Raw genomic sequence first — 20,693 nt, forward strand, 5'->3', positions numbered from 1 at the left:
TTTAAAAATGGCAGTATCTACACCGACAAGAGAAAGTCTAGTTGCGACTATTAAGGAAACAATCGAAGCAAAAAATGTAGAACTTCTTCACGTGCAATTCGTTGATATTGAGGGAACACTTAAACATGTTACAGTTACAGCTGAACAAATAGATCAAGTAGTAGATGGAAAGGTTATGTTTGATGGTTCTTCTATTACTGGTTTTACACCAATTAATGAATCAGATCTTTACTTAGATCCTGATTTAACAACTTTTGCAGTGTTGCCTTGGACAGAACAAGAAGGCTATTCAGAAGCACGTTTCTTATGTAGTGTAAAAAAGCCTGATGGTTCAGACTTTGATGGTGACCCACGTAATGTTTTGAAAAAAACAGTTAAGCGTGCAGCTGACCAAGGTTATTCAATCAGTGTTGGACCTGAGCTTGAGTTCTTCTTATTTAAGACAGATGAGAATGGTCAACCAACATTGGACACACAAGACGTGGGTGGTTACTTTGAGCCATCACCAAAAGACTTAGGTGAAAAAGTACGTCTTGAAATCTATAAAGCTTTGAAAATGATGGGCTTCACAATCGAAGCTTCTCACCATGAGGTAGCGATTGGTCAACATGAGATTAACTTCAAGTATGCTGATGCGCTAGGTTCTGCTGATGCAGCTACAACTTACAAGTGGGTTGTTAAAACAGTTGCTCAACAATTTGGTTACCATGCTACATTTATGCCGAAGCCACTTGCTGGTGAAAACGGTAGTGGAATGCATGTAAACATCTCATTATTTGATACTGAAAAGCAAGAGAATGCTTTCTATGATGCGTCTAATGAACTTGGACTATCAGAAAAAGCATATCAATTTATTGCTGGATTAATGGATAATGTAAAAGATTTCGTTGCAGTAACAAATCCACTAGTAAACTCTTATAAGCGTTTAGTACCTGGATATGAAGCACCTTGCTACATTGCATGGTCTGCATCTAACCGTTCTGCTTTAGTTCGTATTCCTGCAACACGTGGCGCTGGTACTCGTGTAGAAATTCGTTGTCCAGATCCGTCTGCTAACCCTTACTTTGCATTTGCCATTATTGCAGCTGCTGGTTTAGACGGTGTTGATAGTGAATTAACAGTATCTCCAGCTACAAATGCTGATATTTTCCACATGAGCGAAGAAGAACTTGAAGCTCGTGGTATTGAAAATCTACCAACTAGCCTAGAGGCTGCGCTTGAACGCTTCAAAACAGGTGAAATTGGCCGTAAAACATTCGGAGAACATGCTTTCGGTGAGTATGTTGCATTGAAAAAAGCTGAGTGTGACGATTTCCGTTTAGCTGTTACAGACTGGGAAGTTGCAACTTACCAATCTAAATTTTAATAGATAAGGGAGTTCGAGAAGGCTATTGCCTTCTCGAACTCCCTTTAATTCGTAGGAGTACTTCTTTAAAGGCCACTGCAAAAGGTAAAAAGCAACCTTTTGCAGTGGCCTATAGTTGAGCTATTTTCTCACCTGCCATTTTGTTATTAGGATATGTTACATGCTGCTCAACTTAGCATGCTTTTTGTTTTTGTTCACTTGGTTTATGGAACAGATTTTTGGTCATTTTCTTAAAAAGGGTTGTTTTTGAAGTAGTGAAGATAAGTAATCCTATCCAAATGAAGACAAAGGCAATAAATTGAACAACTGAAAAAGGTTCATTGTATAAAAAGATTCCAAGTAGTAACATGATCGTTGGTCCGATGTATTGCAAAAAGCCAATAAGCGATAGAGAAATACGTCTTGCTCCTATTGCAAATAGAAGAAGTGGAACTGCTGTGACAGCGCCAGCCCCAATTAATAACCACGTTGTCGCTGATTGCATTGAACCAAAAGATCCTTCATAAGATGGTTGCTGGTGGACCCAAACTAAAAACAGTAAGGCGAATGGTGTCATCAATAATGTTTCAATTGTTAAACCAATCATGGCCCCAACGTTTACTAGCTTTTTGATTAAGCCATACATACCAAAAGAGAAGGCAAGAATTAAAGCGGCCCAAGGCATCACTCCGTAATAAACCGTCATAACCGTCACACCGATAAAGGCAAGTACTAATGAGATTGCTTGCCAGCGTGTAAAGCGCTCTTTCAGAAATAGCATAGCAAGAAGAACGTTAATAAGTGGGTTAATGTAGTAGCCTAAACTGGCTTCAATGACTCGATCACTATTTACCGCCCAAATAAAGACAAACCAATTTAACGTAATAAAGCAAGATGCTACAATAATACCAATGGCAGAACGCAAATTAGTGAAAATAGAAATGAGTTCTTTCCATCCTGATCGTAATTGCTTCCGAATAGCTAATATTAGAATCATCACAACCAAAGACCAAACAACTCGATGAGCGAGTACTTCACCAGCTGAGACTGGTTCAAGTAGTTTCCAATAAAGGGGCAGTACTCCCCAAAGTAAATAGGCTCCAATGGCTGCAAGAACGCCTATTTGATGCTCTGATTGTTGCATTTTTATCTTTCCTCTCCAAATCAGGTAGCTCTATTTTACATAAGTTAACTGCAAATGCCTATAGAAAGTTTCGATTTACTAAATAAAGGAGGAAATTCTCATGAAACAAATGAAAGCAGTCATTTTTGATATGGACGGAGTCATATCCAATACCGTTCACTTGCACTATATAGTTAATAAAAAAGTAGCAGATCAACTCGGAATAGCGTTTAGCCAAGAATGGAACCAGCAACTTCAAGGATTAAGCCGAAGAGCAACGGTGGAGGCAATTGTCGAAAAAGCAGCGGTAGCCTTATCGGACAAAGAATTTGACCATCTTTGCGAGCTGAAAAATTCCCACTATAAAGAATTAATAAATTCTTTAACTACAGAAGATGCTCAACCAGGTATTCGTTCATTTATTGAAGAGTTAAAAGAACGAGGAATCCCAATGGTTATTGCTTCAGCAAGTCGAAATGCAAATCTTGTGCTAACGAGACTTGAGCTTGTTGACCATTTTCATGGAATTGTTGATGTTACGACATTAAAACAAGGCAAACCAGATCCTGAAATCTTTCTAAAGGCAGCAGAGATTGTCGATGTTTATCCATCCGCTTGTGTGGCTATAGAAGATGGAGAGGCGGGTTTAAAAGGAATTATGGAAACGGAGATGTTTTCGGTTGGCGTCGGAGCCGAACCTGCCTTAACAAAAGCTGACTACTACATCGCATCGACGAAAGAATTGACCGTTGCATCATTAGAAAAAGCGTTAAACAAGCACGAGAGGACGCTTTATCGTTAACGTGATGATAGAGTTAGAGTGAGGGGCGAAGACCTGTATTTGTGAGCAGAAAACAAAGAGTGAACGACCGGAACCCGCCACAGCCCTTGATAGAACCAGGTGACATGCTAAACTGTTTAGGAGAGAAGAAGGAGAGAGTAGAATGTTTGTAACAAATGATTGGGCTAAAGTCATTGGGGATGAGTTTGAAAAAGAATATTATCATAAGTTAAAAACTTTTTTAAATGATGAATATAGGCAAGATATTGTATACCCTCCCAAAGATGAGGTGTTTAACGCCCTTACGTATACGTCTTATCAGAAAACAAAAGTTGTAATCATCGGGCAGGACCCTTACCATGGACCGAATCAAGCTCAAGGATTAAGTTTTTCTGTGAAACAAACGGAAGCCATTCCGCCATCGTTAAAAAATATCTATAAAGAGTTACACGCTGATCTTGGTTGTGACATTCCTTCACACGGATCATTAGTTTCGTGGGCCAAGCAAGGAGTGTTGCTCTTAAATACGGTTCTAACTGTTCGTCATAAGGGGCCTGCCTCTCATAAAGGCCAAGGGTGGGAATTGTTTACCGATGCAGTTATTAAAGCATTAAATGAGCGAAGTGAGCCAGTTATATTCGTGTTATGGGGAAAACATGCACAAGCAAAAAAAGAACTTATTACAAATAAACAGCATGCGACGATTGATTCACCTCATCCAAGTCCATTTTCAGCCAATCGAGGATTTTTTGGAAGCAGACCTTTTTCTAAAATTAATCAGCTTTTAATTAAAAATGGAAAGGATCCAATTTCTTGGTGTATTGAGTAAGAATGTCAGGTCTTTAACTACAGTGCACAATCATACGCTTGCCTACACGAAAAATGTGTAGGTTTTTATTATGTCTATAATTCTAGTTATGACAAGGTAGTAAGCCCTTTCATAAATAAAGGTAGTTCAAAAAGCATGTCAGCTTTTCTTACAATAGAGTAGATTCAGAATATTTTGTACGTATAATGAGAACTAACAAGAGATGTTAGCTTCTCTAACGCTAACGTGTACACATTCTGAGAGGAGAGGTTGAGAAATGACAGAATTAGCACTTATGGATAATTTATGGGTCATGATTTGTGCAGTCTTAGTATTATTTATGCAAGGTGGATTTATTCTTTTAGAAGCAGGTTCAACTCGAATGAAAAACGCGGGGCACATTGCAGGAAAAACCATCTTCACAATTGGGATTGCCTCACTTGTGTATTGGGCAGTCGGTTGGGGATTTGCTTACGGGGAAGGGAACGCATTTATTGGACTGTCAGATTTCTTCTTTGGAGATTTCACTACGGCTGATGAAGGTCTAGTTGGATCAGTAGATTTCTTCTTCCAATTAATGTTTGCAGCAATCGCATTAACAATTGCATTTGGTGGATTTGCAGAACGTGCAAAATTATCAGCATACATCGTATTCGCAGTACTATTCTCAGCATTTGTTTATCCAATCGTTGCACACTGGATTTGGGGTGACGGATGGTTAGCTGATTTAGGAAAGCAAGACTTTGCAGGTTCTACAGTAGTTCACTTAACAGGGGCAATGGCAGCATTAGCAGCTACTATTCTATTAAAGCCTCGTCTTGGTAAATACAACAAAGATGGTTCAGCAAATGATTTAGCTGGTCATAACCAAGTTTATACAGCTTTAGGTGTTTTGATTCTTTGGGTAGGTTGGTTCGGATTTAACGCAGGTAGTACATTAGAAGTAGCAGATGCATTCTTTGGTTATGTTGCATTAAACACGCAACTCGCAGCAGCAGCTGGTGCGGTAGCGGCACTATTTATTGCTTGGGCAATGACAGGAAAATCTGATGTACCAACAATGTTAAACGGTGCATTAGCTGGTTTAGTCGCAATCACAGCATCTTGTGCATTCGTAGCTCCTTGGGCGGCGGTCGTTATTGGTATTGTCGGTGGATTAATCGTATTCTTCTCTATGAAATTCTTTGATAAAGCTCGTATCGACGATCCAATCTTTGCTCTATCTGTCCATGGTGTGGCAGGGGTTTGGGGAACCATTTCAACTGGTTTCTTTGCGACTCCTGAGCTTGCAGCAATGAACGGTGGTAGCGCTGGTTTACTTTACGGTGGTGGATTTGGTCAGCTTGGAGTACAGGTGTTAAGTGTTGTAGCGTGTGGTGCATTCGCATTTATCGCTTCTTACATCTTATTACTCGTAACAAAAGCAGTTTGTGGTGGCTTACGTGTAACTGAGGAAGAAGAGATTGTAGGACTTGACCTTAGTGAACATGGTAGCTACGGGTACCCAGAAAGCATGCCTGGTAACGAGAAGACAGGAGCATAAAAATGACAGGGGCAAAGGTTTATCCTACCTTTGGTGATCATGAATGGGCAGCACGATGTAAACTCTTGTATGAAGAGCGTCAACAAACCATTCATAATCAGGAGCATACCTCGGCCTCGCTTCAAAGTAGTCATGAACTTATCATAGAAAAAGCGGTGTGTCTCGCTCTTGAAAAGACAGAAAGTGAGTGGGGCGAGCCGCCTGCTCACTTTGCTTTCTTTTTAATGGGAAGTGGAGGAAGGCTTGAGCAATCATTTTGGAGTGACCAAGACCATGGACTTGTGTTTGAAAGTAGCAATGAAGAAGATGAAGCTTATTTTCTTCACCTTGGAAGAGAGATTGTTTACGTTCTTGAAAAAGTCGGATATGAGCGCTGTGATGGGAAGGTTATGGCCTCAAACCCAAAATGGTGTTGTTCATATAGTGATTGGGAAAAACAGTTAAATTCATGGCTGCACGAAGATAAGTGGGAAACGCTCAGGTATATACTGACGTTTGTTGACGCTCGTTCCATTAGCGGAGAATACGAAATGGTCAGGCGGTTGAAACAAACTTTGTTTAAGATGATTCATGGTCAACCTCGCCTACTAAGACGATTAACTGAAAATACGGGAAGACTTAAAAAGGGCTTAGGTTTGTTTAACCAATTGCTTGTTGAAACAAAAGGAAAGCATAAGGGGAAGTTTGATTTTAAACAAATAGTACTTTTTCCTTATGTTAATGGATTAAGGTTGTTAGCAATTGAACAGCATATTCTTTCCACTTCAACGATTGAACGATTCCAACAGTTGCCCTCCAAATACGAGCAATTTAAACAGGTGCAGCAATCTTTTGAGAGGTTACTTGAGGCTAGGTTGTCTTGGCAGAAGGAAATCAAGCAATATGAACAGATTCACCATTTATCTCTTGAACAATTAAGCCGTGATGAACGGAAACAGTTAAAAGCTTGGGTGAAGGAAGGGCATCAACTGTACCAAAATATCGAAAGGTTGATACAAAGGGTGAATTAGCATGATTAATAATATGGTGCAGCTGGTGAAGCAGCTATCAAGCCGTTTAAGTCCAAATGTCTATACGTCACTACAACAGCAGTCTGATGCAGCAAGGTTGTCTCATTTGCGTCAAATTCAGCGTGAACTAAAGCAAGAAGACGTGTTAGATCGTCCGCTATCCGAGCTGCCATTCATTATCTTTGATCTAGAGACGAGTGGTTTTTACCCTGATAAAGGGGATTGTATTCTCTCAATTGGAGCAGTAAAAATGGTAGGAAGTGAGATTGCAACAGACGATGTTTTCTATTCAACTGTTAAATGTAGCAAAACTCCATCCGATGAAATTCTAGCTTTAACGGGATTAACAGCTGAAGAATTACATGATGCTCCGGCATTAGTGGATGTCTTATCTGACTTTTATCAATTTATTGGACATTCGATTTTGGTAGCTCATCATGCATCACATGAAAAGAAATTTATGTCTCATGCGACATGGCAAACTCTGCGTACAACGTTTCAACACCGGATCCTTGATACATCGTTTTTGACAAAAATAGTTGTGCCAAATAATCAGTTAGTAACGTTGGATGAGTGTTGTGCTTATTACGATATTCCTGTAGAAGCTCGTCATCATGCATTGGAAGATGCATTGATAACCGCACAACTTTGGCAAAAAAACATTCGTCTTGCAAAAGAGAAAGGCTTCGAGTCATTGCGAGATGTTTATTCTTACCTAGCAAAAGGTCGAGCGGCACAATTTTAGAATGGTAGCGAAGGAGGAGGGGAGCGAGTGAAGTCAGATATTCCTAGAAGGCAAGCATGTTTTCCCATCCGTGTAGTAATGGAGATGACGAACTTGTCTGCCCGACAAATTCGTTATTATGAAGAGCAAGGGCTAATCAAGCCGTCGCGTAATGAAGGAAACCAACGAATGTTTTCACTAGATGACATTGAGCGTTTCACAGAAATTAAAAAGCTCATTAAGCAAGGCGTAAATATTGCCGGTGTAAAAGCCATTTTTGCGGCAAGAGAGCAGAAGAGCGAAACGCACAAAGGTGAATAATAGTTCGATTTGTATGAAACCAATTCAATTGAGTTGGTTTTTTTATATTGTAAAACGAACAATATTGGATAAAAATGTTAAAATAGTTACGAGGTTGAGATTTCTAGGTTGTCTTAATGGAGGGTCCTATGATGGAGATAGTTAAACACGAGCAGTGAAAATTTGTTTTTATTTAGAATTAAGTTTAGAGGTGTGTGAATATCCTAAATAAGTACCGCACCAAGCCTTCATAGGGGGATGGTACCATAGCGTATTAAAGAAAAAAGGAATAGCTACTTAAAAGGAGGCTTGTATGAAAAGGTTCTTCCAAAATACTGCTAAAGTTTCTTTTGCATCACTGATAGCGACGATTAGTGTTTCTGCGTTATTCCTTTGTTTAATTACGTTTGCAAGTTATGAGGCAAGTGCGTTTCAATTGTTTGGCAAGATTGTTATTGCAGTTTCTTTGCCTTTTTTAATCTTAAATCCTTTATTTGGTTTCATTTACTCCTTCTTGATTAAAGGCAAACGGAAAATCGTATACATTCTCCTGCATTTCATTTGTATCGCTACGATTTCCGTTGTTTCGCTAATCGTTTTTATGTTTCGCTATTTTGTGCCTTTTGGTCCTTAGAGGCAAAAACGGAACAGCAAAAGTTGCAGGTACTAACATAATTCTTAATACGAAAAAAGAGGAGGAGCCATGAAAACAGTCTTATTATTTGGTCCACAAGCAGTCGGGAAAATGACAGTAGGAAATGAATTAGCGAAACTAACAGATTTGAAACTTTTTCATAATCATATGACGATTGAGTTGCTCCACCCTTTTTTCGGGTTCAGTGCAGAAACATGGAGATTATCGACGCTATTTCGGAAAGAAATATTTAAAGCTGTAGCAAAAAGCGCCGAACTGAATGGGATTATTTTCACATTTGTCTGGGCATTTGATCAACAAGAAGATTGGGACTTTGTAGATGATATTTGCCAGATCTTTGAATCAAAAGGTGGAGACGTTTATTTTGTCGAGCTTGAAGCAGAGATAGAAGAACGCCTTGAACGCAACAAAAGTGTCTATAGACTGGAGCAGAAACCGACAAAACGAAATGTTAAGCAATCAGAAGCGGAATTAAAAAGAACATTGGAAAAGCACAGGTTAAACTCGGAAAAAGGGGAAATCACAAAGGATCATTATTTGAAAATCAACAATACAAATGTAAGCTCGAAACAAGTTGCAAAGACGATTAAAGAAAGATTTTCATTATAAGATAGGATATACAATCAAACATTTGCGTTAGCTAAACCATGGGGATTGTCTGGATTTAGAACAATAGAAGAGGACTTTAAAAGTAGCGCCTTGGCATATTCACTAAGTGAGCATAGCCTTGTTGAAAGCGAAGAAGCCATGCTTGCAAATATGAAAGACATGTTGGAGTCGGATAATTAGTAATTAAGATAAGTAAGTGAAAGCCCTCATGGAAGAGGGCTTTCAAGCTATTCTTTTCTATCTTCTAACTCTCTGCTCACCTTTGAGATCGTAATTCTCTCTTCTCCTGTGCTTGGTTGCACTGCGTCTTTTGATTTAATCATGTTACGTTTTGATTTCGAACGTTTACTCATCGAATTTCCGCCTCCTTGTTCACTAAATTAAGTTCAAATATATTTTTTGCTTAAAGATAGGCAATTATGTAAAGAAACGTAATAGGATAGCTTACAGAGTAAGATAAAATCTATTTTGTTCATTCAAAAAGTAGACGTTGGTGTTTGCGGGAAATAGCTGACTATGGAACTCGCTTGTTATTGCAATCGAATGGTAAAGAAGAAAACAATTATAGTTGGATTTGAACTGCAACCATATTTGCCAATCCCACGAGACCTATGAGAATTCTAAGGGTGCTTCTTTATTAGGAGTGGGACAATAAGGATAGATTCATTTGCGATCCGCCTTTTATTTCAACCATTCTGTTGTCGACATTTAGCCAAACCGATTGTGCACTTGGATTATAGACAAATTGACTGTTAGCAGAGAATTTGAGGTTCTGGCATGCCTTTAAATAATCAATGATTTCCATGTTTGTCGCATACCAAATATCATCACGGTTGCCGATATATTGACAAAACTCTTCTATGACGTCCCAGTTCTGGTCGTTATCAAATTCATAGCTATGACCCCACACATACATCATATACAAATATTGCTGCTTGTTGAGACTGGCAAATTCCTCTGCAAACTTCAGTACATCCTGATTGTGATGACAAGTTGGGTTCCATTCGAGAAAGTCATCAGGGATCAAAAAGGTGCCGGTGCTATTGACTGTGCGAGCATATTCAATACCGAGGTGAGGCAATATGTCTTTGATCATCCGGTTAAACGAACCGTTCGGATAAGATAGACCTCTTACTGTGTAGTCGACGATTGCCTCTAATGTTTTTCGATCCTCCATTACTTCTTCGACAATTTGTTCTTTTGGTGATCGGCCAATGGTAGGATGTGAGACGGTATGAGCCGATACTTCGTGACCTTTGTATAGGTTGACTAGCTCCTGTTCGCTGATACGATCTTCAGACCCTAGTAAACCTGAGTTAAGATGAAATGATCCTTTGATTCCGTAATAGTTAAAAATCTCGACCAGTTTTCGATCCGCCTTTTTTCCATCATCATAACTCATTGTTAGTACTTTATGTTTGCCTTTTGGAAACGCTACCATTACTTTAGGCATATTAATCACCTCATTTTTTTGATAACACTAAGTTCGCATTTTGAAGCAATAGTTCCTGCCAAAAAGGCTTATTATAATCAAAACAATATTAACAGCTCTAGTGAAGTGGAAGATGATAAGTCAATCGAAGGAAACAAGTGATGTCTATATGGGAAGGAGACTGACTCCTAATGACCACGTTTCATGCACACGTAAAAGCTTTAAATGTTTCTTCATTTTGAAATATGTTCTTTTTCATAATAAAGAAAAGGAGAAAGGAGCGATTACATAGAATGAGTACCTTTATTAAGGGTTTAATTTATTTAACAATTTTACTTGCTATATCTTCTTTGCTGTTTAGATTTCTGTTGTCGAGATGGGATACGAACGAACCAGTCATTGCAGCACTTCTTTCCTTACTTGTTGTGCACCTGATTTTCCAGTCTCTTGTCCGAAGTGAGAATAGTTAGTAGCAACTTAGAAGGCGGGGAAAAAGGTAATAAAAGACTTGGCAGAGACCTAAAAGCATGTGATTTAAGTTATCTGCTCATGCTGTTATTTACTAAGAGTTGCTGGTGCAAATCGAAGTCGTTTGGCAGCCTGTTTTCTTATTGTTAGATGCCATCAATGCTAATCGTAGTTTTTTATAGAAAATTGTATTTCCCGTATTGGTAATTGTCCTTTTGCTTTGTCTATCTGTCTTTCTTTTTTGCTAATCCAAAAATAATAGAATGATGGAGGAATCATTATGATGAGTGTAAGGAGATTAGCGCTCATAGGCGTAGGTGCAATTGTTCTTTTCATTGGCATCTACAACAATCAGGCAATTAGTGAGGAGTTTATTGACAGACGAATGGATGAGATTCCTTTGAGTGGAGGGGAAAGGGACATAGATTTTCTTGCGTTGACCGATTTTGAATGGGACCAAGCCTATATTTTCCCTCCCTATACAACAACTGGGGAAGTGAAAGGAAAGTTAGGATTTTCGTGGAACCATCGGACAGGAATTGAATATAGAGATGATATCAATGTCATTGTTTTTGTCAAAGACAACCGAGTAAAGAAGTATATCGAACTTTCTCGGAAGTATGGAGATTTTAACGAGGCACGTATTGAAAAAGGATTTACTCCAGAGGATGCGACTGTGTCGGTTGTGAGATTTGATCAATGATGAGGAATCGGTTGTTTCAAACAAACGGAATGACTGTTATGAAACAGCCGTCTTTTTATATGCTTTAAATTGACAAAGGTAAGAAGGATTGCAGCCAAAAAGATCGAAGTTGTACTTATGTAGACGCTGTGAGGTGACATATGAAAGAACATGTGAAAGAAACGTTTAATTTGCTAGCCCATATTTATGAGCATAATGTAGACACAACGAGCCTATACAACATTGAGTATGAACGACCTTCGATGTTAAAGCAGCTTCCAGAAGATTTAACAAATAAGAAGGTTCTTGATGCAGGTTGTGCTGCAGGTTGGTATACCGATCAATTAATAAAACGAGGGGCAAATGTAGTTGCTACAGACATTAGCCAAGAAATGGTTGCAGCGACGAAAAGACGTGTCGGTTCTTTTGCTGAGGTAGTCTGTTTAGATTTGGAAACGACTGCTATGCCTTTTGAAAGCAATTCATTTGATATTATCGTGAGTTCATTAACCCTTCACTATGTGAAGGAGTGGACTCAGACATTCCGTGAATTCCAGAGGATCTTAAAGCCAAAAGGCGTTCTGTTATTTTCAGTTCACCACCCTTTTATGGATATAAAGATGTCAAAGAACAAAGACTATTTTTCTACGGAACTTATTATAGATAAATGGGAGAAGGCAGGAAAAGAAATAGAGGTTCCCTTTTATCGAAGACCGATTCATTCGATTTTGAACGAAACGATGCACCATTTTACAATCGAACACGTGATGGAACCACAACCGACGATCAACTTTAAATTACAAGCTGAGGAGAATTACGAAAAATTAATGAAAAACCCGCACTTTTTGATTATTAGAGCGATAAACAAAGATGAGTGATAGATTGTCCTAAAAAAAGGGTCAATTTAGCCAGGCAGTAAAATCATTCATAATATCCCTTTGAAAAACACACACTATCTTTATTCATAGTGTGTGTTTTGTTTGTTTCATAAGAAAATAAAGAATAGGGATGAAACTTATGCATGTGTTTACTGCAATTATTAGTATTCTTGCTGTTATTGGTTGGGGTGACTGGAGAAATTGGCAAAAATATCATACGACGTTATTGTTTTTTGCTCTTGGAAACTTAGTTTATAATTTCTTAACAGCAAATTATTTCTTGTGGCGTATGCATGCTGATTTTATCTCCAATCATACGCTTACTGAAATGCTGTATACATTTATTATTTTTCCGGCAACAGGAATTCTTTTCTTAGGAAATGCGCCAGAAGGATTTATTAGACAGAGTTTACATATGCTACGGTGGATTGCAATTTATGCGATTTGGGAGTACGTTTATACGTTAACAGGACATATTGAATACCAATACGGGTGGACGTTAGGTTGGTCAATTGTCGCTCTTTTTTGCATGTTTCCTCTATTAAAACTACATGTGAAGCATCCGTTGTTAACGTACGTGTTATTTGCTCTCGTATCGGTAGGGTTTCTTTGGTGGTTTGATGTGCCCGTTCACATACCGGTTGAAGAAAGGGCAAATTATGGTCAATGATTGGTTGGCGCTTAACACGTCGAGTTTGCCCTGCTAAAGCGGAAGCAAAGGGTACTTGACCTTTGGAAAAAAGGAGAAAGAGGGCATCAAAGTGGCTTAATGAGGACGCGATCAGTGAATAAAGGGAGAAGGAGGGCGCCAAAGTAGGAGGATGGGGATGTGATCTGTAAAAAAAAGGAGAGTGCGGTTTTCAAAAGCTGAGTTCTTAAGAAGTTATTTGACGATTTTCTTTGTTGGTGTGTGTCTTTCTCTATGCTAAGATGGAGAAAGTGAGTGAAAGTGAGGAGAGTTTTATATGAATATACCAGCAAAGCAAATTTGCGACCATATAGATACACAAGTAAGCAAATTAAGGAAAGCGGTCGCAGATGGTGATAGAGTATCCATGAGAGAAACAACCGCAGTAATTGAAGCATATTGTCAATTGCTAAAAGGGACGGCTGCGCAAACACAAAATCAAATTGCTGAGGCGGCGCCAGTAAAAGAGTATCAAGCCCCCGAACAACCAATGACTCTTCAAAGACCATTAGTCACTCATTCTGAGAATGAAGTAGGAGAGAAACACAACTTGCTTGATTTTTAAGGACAGCCCATTCGTTTCATGTTTCTCTAAAGGCAATCATTTTTCCATTCAACAAGCACGGCGTAGTCTAGCGATTCATCGTCTTCTAAATAGTTTGGCAACACTTGTAGCGGGGTAAGACCTTGTTTTAGCATAAACGTCAGAACGAGGTCTTTGATGTCCCCTTTTTGGACTGCCTTTACATAGCTTTTGACATCTAATTGGTCTGAGTATTGCCTGTAAGTAGGGATGCGACATCCAGCGAGAAAGCGTGTTAATCCTAGTTGCCTGACGGTTTCTTTTCTAGCTGCATAAAGAGCTTGAGCAATTCCTTTTCCCCGGTAGCTGGGTCTGACACAGAGATCGATGCCATACAAGCTATCGCCATTTGGCTGGTGGCTTGCTTTAATGTAACCGTTATCTGCAATGTCATCCCATGTGTGTGGTTTTCCGTCAAACGTCACTAATAAGGATGTGGCAGATCCGACAATGACATCGTCGATTTCAGCTAAGAGTGCCCCTTCAGGAAATGTAGTAATATGAGATTTAATTTGATCGCGTGACCACCAAAGCTCTTCTGGAAAAGGGGGTGGAAATGCTTCTTTTTGGACATCTAAAAGTTGATCATAATCGTTTAACGTATATGGACGAACCGTAATTGAATGCATTTGCATCACTCCTTTTTTATATTGTATAAAAAGGTTAGGGAGAATTCACGTCTAAAAGTACAGTTTTTTTTGTTTCTTGAAAAAGGCAGGAGTTCGAACTTACGTAAAAAAATATGATAAGATCGAATGGAGCTTTTCTTCTATGTAAAAGGAGTGTTTACATTGGCAAAATTATTTTTATTAATAGGGAGTATCGTGATGGGTCTTTCTGTTGCCATTGGTGCGTTTGGTGCACATGGGCTTGAGCCTAGGTTAACAGAACGGATGATGAAAAACTACCAAACCGGTGTACAGTATCATATGATTCATGGATTGGCGATTGTAGCTATTGGAGTGATTGCCTTAAAGTTTCCATTACCAGGATTAAATGGAGCAGGATGGAGCTTTCTCGTTGGCATTATTCTCTTTTCTGGAAGTTTATATGCAATGGCATTAACCGGCATAACCAAGCTTGGTGCGGTAACGCCCATTGGTGGACTTGCTTTTATCATTGGATGGATCCTGCTAGGAGTCGCTGTAGTAAGAGGGTTATAAATAGAAAAAAAGGGTCAGACCCCGATGTTGATAGGGATCTGACCCTTTTACTTGTGTACCATTAAGAGCCATTGGGTCGTGGCGAATATTGTGCCAATGGAGCTATCCCATCAAATGGATAGTCATATTCTAATTCCTCATCAAACGTTGCATAATCAAAATTGACCATAAGAAGCAAGAAAAATTGTCCTGTTTCTGGATCACTCAAAATAATATGGTCACGTCCAGCTTCCTCAACCCGACCTCGGTAAATTCGCGCGTTCCATTCAGGATTATTCTCATACGTAAAGTAAAAGGTTCCAACTTTACCCCGGTTTAAGCGGAGGATATTCTCGATATAGGACTGTTCGATCGGTAGCATTCCTGGTCCTTGCCCGGGCGCTCCAGGAAACGGCTGCTGTTGTTGCGCAAAACCAGGTGGTTGAAATTGATACGTTTGTGATGACATATAAGGAAGCTGACCACTTGGTTGAGCAGTTGGTTGCTGCTGTGGGTAGCCTTGCTGTCCGTAGCCATCATAACCAGTTGCTGCTTGCGATTGCGGATACCATGGTTGCTGATACACATTGATCGCCCCTTTATGTTAAATTAATAGGTGCTGTACACTTCAGCGCATTCTGATTCTGTTGGAGAATAAAAACAATGCGCCTTATAACGACCAGTATTCCACTGACCCCACCATTGTGCTGGACAGGGTCCATCTGGACGGAAAAACCACAAAGAATTTTCTGCTGGGTGAAACCGTTCTCCGTTGACTAATCTTTGAGCTAATCGTCTATCTTTTTCTCTAGCCCGTTGATAAAAGTATCCTTTTTGAACAGCTTCAAACCCTCCAGGAGATTGAAATGCCATATGAGGAATGGTATTGACGTTGGCAAAATCTGAACAGCGGACTCGAGTCCGATTCACCATTACATTTCCTGCTGTTAACATTCCGAGCTCTCCATCACCTTCTGCTTCAGCTCGCATAAGCCTGGCGAGAATATCAATATCACTTGAATTTGCTTTTATAACAGCCATCCGTTCACCTCCTATCAAAGTTGACCTTCTAAAGATGCAAAAGAAATGAAACGAAGCGTAAGAACTGCGTCCAAATATAAAATGGATGATTTGCCGTAGGCGGTGCAGTTAGTTCACTATATGATTTAGCATAGGGGCGTATGCATATGTTTTTTAAACAAACCAGTTCCATGGTGGCGACACGGCTTCGCGCTGTACAGCTTAAAAAAAAACCACACCATCACGAAATCGTGATCATGTGGCTATGTCATAGTTATACGTGAAAGAACCTCGATAGGTGACTAGGTTTAAGAATGTTTCCAACATAAAACGAACCAAATTCTCCGTAACGAGCAGATACTTCATCAAAACGCATTTCATAGACAAGTTTTTTAAATTGAAGGACATCATCAGCAAATAATGTCACTCCCCATTCCCAATCATCAAAACCAACAGAGCCTGTAATGACTTGTTTCACTTTGCCTGCATAACTGCGGCCAATTAAGCCGTGACTGCGCATTAATGAACGGCGATCTTCCATAGGAAGCATGTACCAATTATCAACGCCCGTGCGACGCTTGTCCATTGGATAAAAACACACATGATTAGCTTTAGGTAATGTCGGGTAAAGACGCGAGCGCACATGTGGATTTTGGTAAGGGTCTTCCTCACTCTCACCAGCCATATAGTTACTAAGCTCAACAACCGATACGTATGAATATGTAGGAATTGTAAATTCAGCAAGACGTGATTTATTAAAAGCACTTTCAATTTCATTTAGTTCTTCCATCGTTGGGCGAAGGATCATAAGCATAAAGTCTGCTTTTTGACCAACGATTGAATAAATAGCATGACTTCCTAATTCGTCAGCTTCTGTTTGCTCCCATTTATCAATCATGGAATGAAATTCAGCTAAAATTTGCTCTTGCTCTTCTGTTGAGATCGCTTTCCAAGCAGGCCAATTCATTGTACGGAAATCATGCAAACAATACCAACCATCTAACGTTACTGCAGCTTCACTCATTCAAAAACAACTCCTTTGTTTATATAGAGGCGGCATAAAAAAGTCGGCTTGCCCACCTCGAAGCATCAACGATACTATACCATATTTACTTACACACCTAAAGCAATCAGTGAAGCTGCTGTATTCTTTTGTGAACCAAATTATTAGCTAATCCTATTTGCCTAAAAAATGCTGAATTGCTTGCTTGTGTTCAGGTGTTTTTCCGGCCTGGCGTTGTGCGAGTACTTCCTTTTGTAAAACTTGCTCTAAGTTTTGGTCGAAACTTTCCCGAAACGTTTGTTTCATTAGGCCAAAAGCTTTAGGCGGCATTTTTATTAGCTTTTTAATAAGGAGATCTGGTGAACCAATTTCATGAATAAGATTGATTTGCTTTGCTTCATTTGCGGAGATCATGTCTCCTAACGCAAGTTCCAGCGCTTTCCCTAAACCGACAAGTCTTGGGAGGAAAAATGAAGCACCTGCATCTGGGACAAGTCCAATTTTTAAAAAGCCTAATCCTACAGTAGCCTGTTCATCTGCGACGCGATAATCACATGCTAGCGCAATGCTAAGACCAGCACCTACGGCAATGCCATTGATATGAGCAACGATGGGCTTGTTGATGGAGACCATTTGTCGAATTAAGCGATTGTATGCTGCCTCTAGGGCATCTCCCTAATCGAACGAATTCATTTGTTCTAACAGAATGCTTTTTAAATCGGCACCCGCACAAAACGCATTGCCGGTTCCTTTAAGGACAATGACTCTGACTTCGTTGTCAGTGTTAGCTTTCACAAATGTCTCATATAAAGCAATGTGCATGTCATTGTTTAAGGCGTTCTTTACATGTGGACGATTGAGTGTAATGGTTGCAACATTATTTTCAACAGAATATAGGACAGGTGAGCTTGTCATATTCAAAAGCCTCCTTATAATGAATAGTCATTCATTTGTGTAACGTACTCTTTCGACACATAAGCGAGGAATCCTTTGGTCATCCTAAAAGTATTGTTTAGAGTGCATTGAGAAGGTTGCAATTGCTCACTGTTTGCGCAATTTTTTTTAAAAAAAATCAACTTAATTAAGTAACAATGATAATGGTGAAAAACCCTATTCTAATAAGAATGTAAGCGAAAACAGAAAAATATTTAGGGAAATTGACACTTCAGTGAAGTTGACAAAGACGGTTCCTTTTTGCATTCAAGAGGAGTATTCTTATCACATAGAGTAAATAGAGTGAGCGATTTGAGGAGGAATTACGTTGAGTAATCTTTTTAATGAAATAAAAGCACAAGTAGAAAAACATAAACCAAGCATTGTCTTGCCTGAAGGAACAGATGAACGTATTTTAGAGGCAGCAGCAAATTTAGCCAAGGATCAGGTCGTAGAACCAATCCTTATCGGAAATGAAGCCGAGGTAAGAGCAAAAGCAAGTGAACATACGATTGAATTAGGATCAATTACGATCCTTGACCCGTATAATTATCCTGGAATGGACGAGATGGTTGCTTCATTTGTCGAACGTCGTAAGGGAAAAGAAACGGAAGAAACGGCACGCAAATTATTAGTTAATGTGAACTACTTTGGAACGATGCTTGTTTACATGGGCAAAGCTGATGGTTTAGTAAGTGGAGCGGCTCATTCAACAGGGGATACGGTTCGTCCTGCCCTGCAAATTATTAAAACACAACCAGGCATTAAGCGCACATCTGGTGTGTTCGTCATGGTCAAAGATGAGCATAAGTTCGTCTTTGGTGACTGTGCAATTAATATTGCGCCAAATAATGAAGAGCTTGCTGAAATTGCCATAGCAACTGCTGAAACAGCGAAAGTTTTTGGACTCGATCCGAAAGTTGCGATGTTGAGCTTTTCAACGAAAGGATCAGCTTCTTCGATTGAAACAAAGAAAGTGTCTGAAGCAACAAAAATGGCTCAAGAAGCACGACCAGACTTAGTCATTGATGGAGAATTCCAATTTGACGCAGCTTTTGTTCCAGCAGTTGCGCAAAAGAAAGCTCCAGATTCTCCGCTACAAGGGCAAGCAAACGTCTTTATTTTCCCAAGTCTAGAGTCAGGCAACTTAGGCTATAAAATTGCACAGCGCCTTGGTGGCTACGATGCAATAGGCCCAATTTTGCAAGGGTTAAACAAGCCAGTTAACGATTTATCGCGCGGTTGTAATGCAGCTGACGTTTACAAGTTGTCACTGATCACAGCGATGCAAGCTATTAACCAAAAAGTAATGAGCTAATTATAAAAAGATAAAAAGAGGATGGCCTTGTGGCTATCCTCTTCTACGTTGTTAATGCTTTTTTGTTCCGGCTAACTACACGCTCGTAGTTATCTAAAAAAAGGCTTTGCTCTGCTTCAGAAAATGGTTGTACGGTCAGTTGCGCGCCTTCATTATGAATGGTGAAAAGCAATGTTTTCATTACTTCTGCAATAGAGAGATCCGCATCAAGAAGTTCCTCTAGGGAAGCCATCGTTTCCGGCTGTATGTTAGGATACGTAAATTTTGTTGCTTTGCCATTAACGGCTATGTCGTAAAATTGTTTGACCAGTTGGGCACGATCACTCCCACTGCCTGTCACACAGAGGTAAATCTGTACAGCAATGCCCCCGCGAATACGACGTTGTGATATTCCAGCAAACTTTTTTCCACCAATGCTTAAATCATAACTTCCAGGACAATACGAGCCGGCAATTTCATAAGCATCGATAGGTACGCCATAGGAAGAAAACATTTTTTTAATGATCGAGTACATTAATTCGTAGCCATCATCAATTGAGCGGCCTTTTTCCTCTTTAATAATAAGTGAGAAATTGAGTACACCCTCATCTAACACAACAGCAAGTCCGCCAGAGTTCCGCACGATTGCCTTGTATCCTTTTGCTTCTAAATACGCACGGCCTGCTTCAATAGCAGGGAGTCGGCTGTCTTGAATCCCAAGAACAATCGTGTTGTGATGAACCCAAGAACGGACCGTTGCAAGGCCATCACGCTGACCTACAAATGTACAGAGTGTATCATCATAGGCAAAAGACTTTAGCGCATCAAAATCTGGTCCAAATGTTGTGTGATCTATAAAACGCCAAGTGTCAGAAATAGTTGGAATGGAAAGGTTATTCATAGTTAAAAGCTCCTTCATAGTATAGAACCTATTATAACATGGGTGGGGTCAGACTTTCGCAGTAGTTAGTTAACACTGTAAAGGGATACTGTGGATCAGATCTCACAATGCTCAGTTTGCAAATAAACAGGGGAATATCGCTGATAGTGCCTGAAATATCGCCATACTTGCTCGTTCGCTGTAATTTTGACAAATTCACTAGATAATTTTTGATTTTCGCTGTTATTTTCCAGTTTTCGCTAGATAATTTTAAAATTTCGCGGAAATATCCGGCGAATCGCAATTAAGAACAAAAGGGGTCTGACCCCAAGTTTTGTACATTGCTTCTTTAAAAGTTTGTGTTATACTAGTTTTTGGTTTAAAAGTAGGTTATTTTAGTTAAACATATAGGGAACACTAAATAAAAGGGGTCAAGTAACTATGGCAAATGAATTTCGTATTTGTGATGAATGCCAAGCGACCAATCTTAAAACACTCATTCCTCGGTTGAAAAAGGTGGATTCAGAAGCAAGCATCGATATTCGCTGTCAATCGTATTGTGGGCCTGGTAGGAAGAAGTCGTTCGCATTCGTAAATAATCGTCCGGTCGCAGCACCAGATGAAGATCAATTAATTGAAAAAGTGATGAAGAAACTAAACAAATAAATCCCAGTTGCTTATATAGTAATTGGGGTTTTTGAGTTATTTCCAAAAGGTCGCCCTTCACCTTTTGGAAATAACTCAAAGCAACGAGCGGAGCCGCCGCTTTGTTTTAAGCCTTTTAGGAGT

At 39.5% G+C, this 20,693-nt stretch carries 23 protein-coding genes and 2 pseudogenes; 16 read left to right on the forward strand and 9 right to left on the reverse strand.

Annotation, left to right across the window (positions count from 1 at the left end; genetic code table 11):
- Positions 1-7: 7 nt before the first annotated feature.
- Positions 8-1,366, forward strand: coding sequence for a type I glutamate--ammonia ligase (gene glnA, locus SLH51_RS12750; RefSeq protein WP_335961664.1), 1,359 nt, complete (start codon positions 8-10; stop codon positions 1,364-1,366).
- Positions 1,367-1,538: 172 nt separating this feature from the next.
- Here the strand turns inward: glnA and rarD are convergent, their stop codons facing one another.
- A complete protein-coding gene (gene rarD / locus SLH51_RS12755) occupies positions 1,539-2,489 on the reverse strand; it encodes an EamA family transporter RarD (protein WP_390183900.1) in 951 nt (316 codons plus the stop codon).
- Between the two features lie 100 nt (positions 2,490-2,589).
- Between rarD and pgmB the strand changes: the two genes are divergently transcribed.
- The 8 genes and pseudogenes from pgmB to SLH51_RS12795 all read left to right on the forward strand — a co-directional run bounded on the left by pgmB (position 2,590) and on the right by SLH51_RS12795 (position 8,898).
- Positions 2,590-3,270, forward strand: a complete 681-nt coding sequence (pgmB, locus tag SLH51_RS12760; RefSeq protein WP_335961666.1) for a beta-phosphoglucomutase — start codon at positions 2,590-2,592, stop codon at positions 3,268-3,270.
- A gap of 142 nt (positions 3,271-3,412) precedes the next feature.
- Positions 3,413-4,078 (forward strand): uracil-DNA glycosylase, encoded by a 666-nt coding sequence (locus tag SLH51_RS12765; RefSeq protein ID WP_335961667.1) that lies wholly within the window; start codon positions 3,413-3,415, stop codon positions 4,076-4,078.
- Positions 4,079-4,334: 256 nt separating this feature from the next.
- Complete coding sequence (locus tag SLH51_RS12770; protein WP_335961668.1) at positions 4,335-5,600, forward strand: ammonium transporter; 1,266 nt, start codon at positions 4,335-4,337, stop codon at positions 5,598-5,600.
- Positions 5,601-5,602: 2 nt separating this feature from the next.
- The gene (locus tag SLH51_RS12775; protein ID WP_335961670.1) at positions 5,603-6,610 is read left to right on the forward strand and encodes a DUF294 nucleotidyltransferase-like domain-containing protein; all 1,008 of its coding nucleotides are present in this window, start codon (positions 5,603-5,605) and stop codon (positions 6,608-6,610) included.
- A 1-nt stretch (position 6,611) separates the two neighbouring features.
- Positions 6,612-7,355: a 3'-5' exonuclease gene (locus tag SLH51_RS12780; protein ID WP_335961672.1), complete on the forward strand. Its 744-nt coding sequence runs from the start codon at positions 6,612-6,614 to the stop codon at positions 7,353-7,355.
- 27 nt (positions 7,356-7,382) lie between these two features.
- A pseudogene (locus tag SLH51_RS12785) lies at positions 7,383-7,628 on the forward strand (MerR family transcriptional regulator); the annotation flags it as partial.
- 319 nt (positions 7,629-7,947) lie between these two features.
- The gene (locus tag SLH51_RS12790) at positions 7,948-8,268 is read left to right on the forward strand and encodes a hypothetical protein (protein ID WP_335961674.1); all 321 of its coding nucleotides are present in this window, start codon (positions 7,948-7,950) and stop codon (positions 8,266-8,268) included.
- A 69-nt stretch (positions 8,269-8,337) separates the two neighbouring features.
- On the forward strand, positions 8,338-8,898 hold the full coding sequence (locus SLH51_RS12795; RefSeq protein ID WP_335961675.1) for a DEAD/DEAH box helicase family protein: 561 nt from the start codon (positions 8,338-8,340) through the stop codon (positions 8,896-8,898).
- Between the two features lie 227 nt (positions 8,899-9,125).
- On the opposite strand, the gene SLH51_RS12800 is transcribed toward SLH51_RS12795, so the two are convergent.
- Both SLH51_RS12800 and SLH51_RS12805 read right to left on the reverse strand, forming a co-directional pair.
- Entirely contained in the window at positions 9,126-9,251 is a 126-nt protein-coding gene (locus SLH51_RS12800) for a hypothetical protein (RefSeq protein WP_332692175.1), read from the reverse strand.
- Between the two features lie 284 nt (positions 9,252-9,535).
- Positions 9,536-10,351, reverse strand: a complete 816-nt coding sequence (locus SLH51_RS12805; RefSeq protein ID WP_335961678.1) for a polysaccharide deacetylase family protein — start codon at positions 10,349-10,351, stop codon at positions 9,536-9,538.
- Between the two features lie 727 nt (positions 10,352-11,078).
- Between SLH51_RS12805 and SLH51_RS12810 the strand changes: the two genes are divergently transcribed.
- The 4 genes from SLH51_RS12810 (at position 11,079) to SLH51_RS12825 (ending at position 13,611) form a co-directional block, all read left to right on the forward strand.
- Entirely contained in the window at positions 11,079-11,501 is a 423-nt protein-coding gene (locus tag SLH51_RS12810) for a hypothetical protein (protein ID WP_335961679.1), read from the forward strand.
- 140 nt (positions 11,502-11,641) lie between these two features.
- On the forward strand, positions 11,642-12,358 hold the full coding sequence (locus SLH51_RS12815) for a class I SAM-dependent methyltransferase (RefSeq protein WP_335961681.1): 717 nt from the start codon (positions 11,642-11,644) through the stop codon (positions 12,356-12,358).
- Between the two features lie 139 nt (positions 12,359-12,497).
- The gene (locus SLH51_RS12820; protein ID WP_335961683.1) at positions 12,498-13,028 is read left to right on the forward strand and encodes a CBO0543 family protein; all 531 of its coding nucleotides are present in this window, start codon (positions 12,498-12,500) and stop codon (positions 13,026-13,028) included.
- A 295-nt stretch (positions 13,029-13,323) separates the two neighbouring features.
- Complete coding sequence (locus SLH51_RS12825) at positions 13,324-13,611, forward strand: DUF5327 family protein (protein ID WP_335961685.1); 288 nt, start codon at positions 13,324-13,326, stop codon at positions 13,609-13,611.
- 26 nt (positions 13,612-13,637) lie between these two features.
- Here the strand turns inward: SLH51_RS12825 and SLH51_RS12830 are convergent, their stop codons facing one another.
- The gene (locus tag SLH51_RS12830) at positions 13,638-14,258 is read right to left on the reverse strand and encodes a GNAT family N-acetyltransferase (RefSeq protein ID WP_335961687.1); all 621 of its coding nucleotides are present in this window, start codon (positions 14,256-14,258) and stop codon (positions 13,638-13,640) included.
- Positions 14,259-14,420: 162 nt separating this feature from the next.
- Here SLH51_RS12830 and SLH51_RS12835 point away from each other — a divergent pair, with 162 nt between their 5' ends.
- Positions 14,421-14,792 (forward strand): DUF423 domain-containing protein, encoded by a 372-nt coding sequence (locus SLH51_RS12835; RefSeq protein ID WP_335961689.1) that lies wholly within the window; start codon positions 14,421-14,423, stop codon positions 14,790-14,792.
- Between the two features lie 61 nt (positions 14,793-14,853).
- Here SLH51_RS12835 and gerQ read toward each other — a convergent pair whose 3' ends face one another.
- From gerQ to SLH51_RS12855, 4 genes and pseudogenes are all read right to left on the reverse strand, one after another.
- Positions 14,854-15,357, reverse strand: coding sequence for a spore coat protein GerQ (gene gerQ / locus SLH51_RS12840; protein WP_335961691.1), 504 nt, complete (start codon positions 15,355-15,357; stop codon positions 14,854-14,856).
- A gap of 23 nt (positions 15,358-15,380) precedes the next feature.
- Positions 15,381-15,812, reverse strand: coding sequence for a cell wall hydrolase (locus SLH51_RS12845; RefSeq protein ID WP_335961693.1), 432 nt, complete (start codon positions 15,810-15,812; stop codon positions 15,381-15,383).
- Positions 15,813-16,065: 253 nt separating this feature from the next.
- Positions 16,066-16,815, reverse strand: coding sequence for a hydrogen peroxide-dependent heme synthase (hemQ, locus tag SLH51_RS12850; RefSeq protein ID WP_335961694.1), 750 nt, complete (start codon positions 16,813-16,815; stop codon positions 16,066-16,068).
- Positions 16,816-16,968: 153 nt separating this feature from the next.
- Positions 16,969-17,709: pseudogene (locus SLH51_RS12855) on the reverse strand (enoyl-CoA hydratase/isomerase family protein).
- A 346-nt stretch (positions 17,710-18,055) separates the two neighbouring features.
- Here SLH51_RS12855 and pta point away from each other — a divergent pair.
- Entirely contained in the window at positions 18,056-19,045 is a 990-nt protein-coding gene (gene pta / locus SLH51_RS12860; RefSeq protein ID WP_335961696.1) for a phosphate acetyltransferase, read from the forward strand.
- A gap of 43 nt (positions 19,046-19,088) precedes the next feature.
- Here the strand turns inward: pta and lipL are convergent, their stop codons facing one another.
- Entirely contained in the window at positions 19,089-19,925 is an 837-nt protein-coding gene (gene lipL / locus SLH51_RS12865) for an octanoyl-[GcvH]:protein N-octanoyltransferase (protein ID WP_335961698.1), read from the reverse strand.
- A gap of 420 nt (positions 19,926-20,345) precedes the next feature.
- On the opposite strand from lipL, the gene SLH51_RS12870 reads away from it, so the two are divergent.
- Positions 20,346-20,570, forward strand: a complete 225-nt coding sequence (locus tag SLH51_RS12870; protein ID WP_335961700.1) for a YuzB family protein — start codon at positions 20,346-20,348, stop codon at positions 20,568-20,570.
- The last annotated feature ends 123 nt before the right edge of the window (positions 20,571-20,693 follow it).

Origin of the sequence: Halalkalibacter kiskunsagensis (genome assembly GCF_037027555.1) — a bacterium.
In the GTDB taxonomy this organism is placed as follows: Bacteria; Bacillota; Bacilli; order Bacillales; family Bacillaceae_D; genus Halalkalibacter; species Halalkalibacter kiskunsagensis.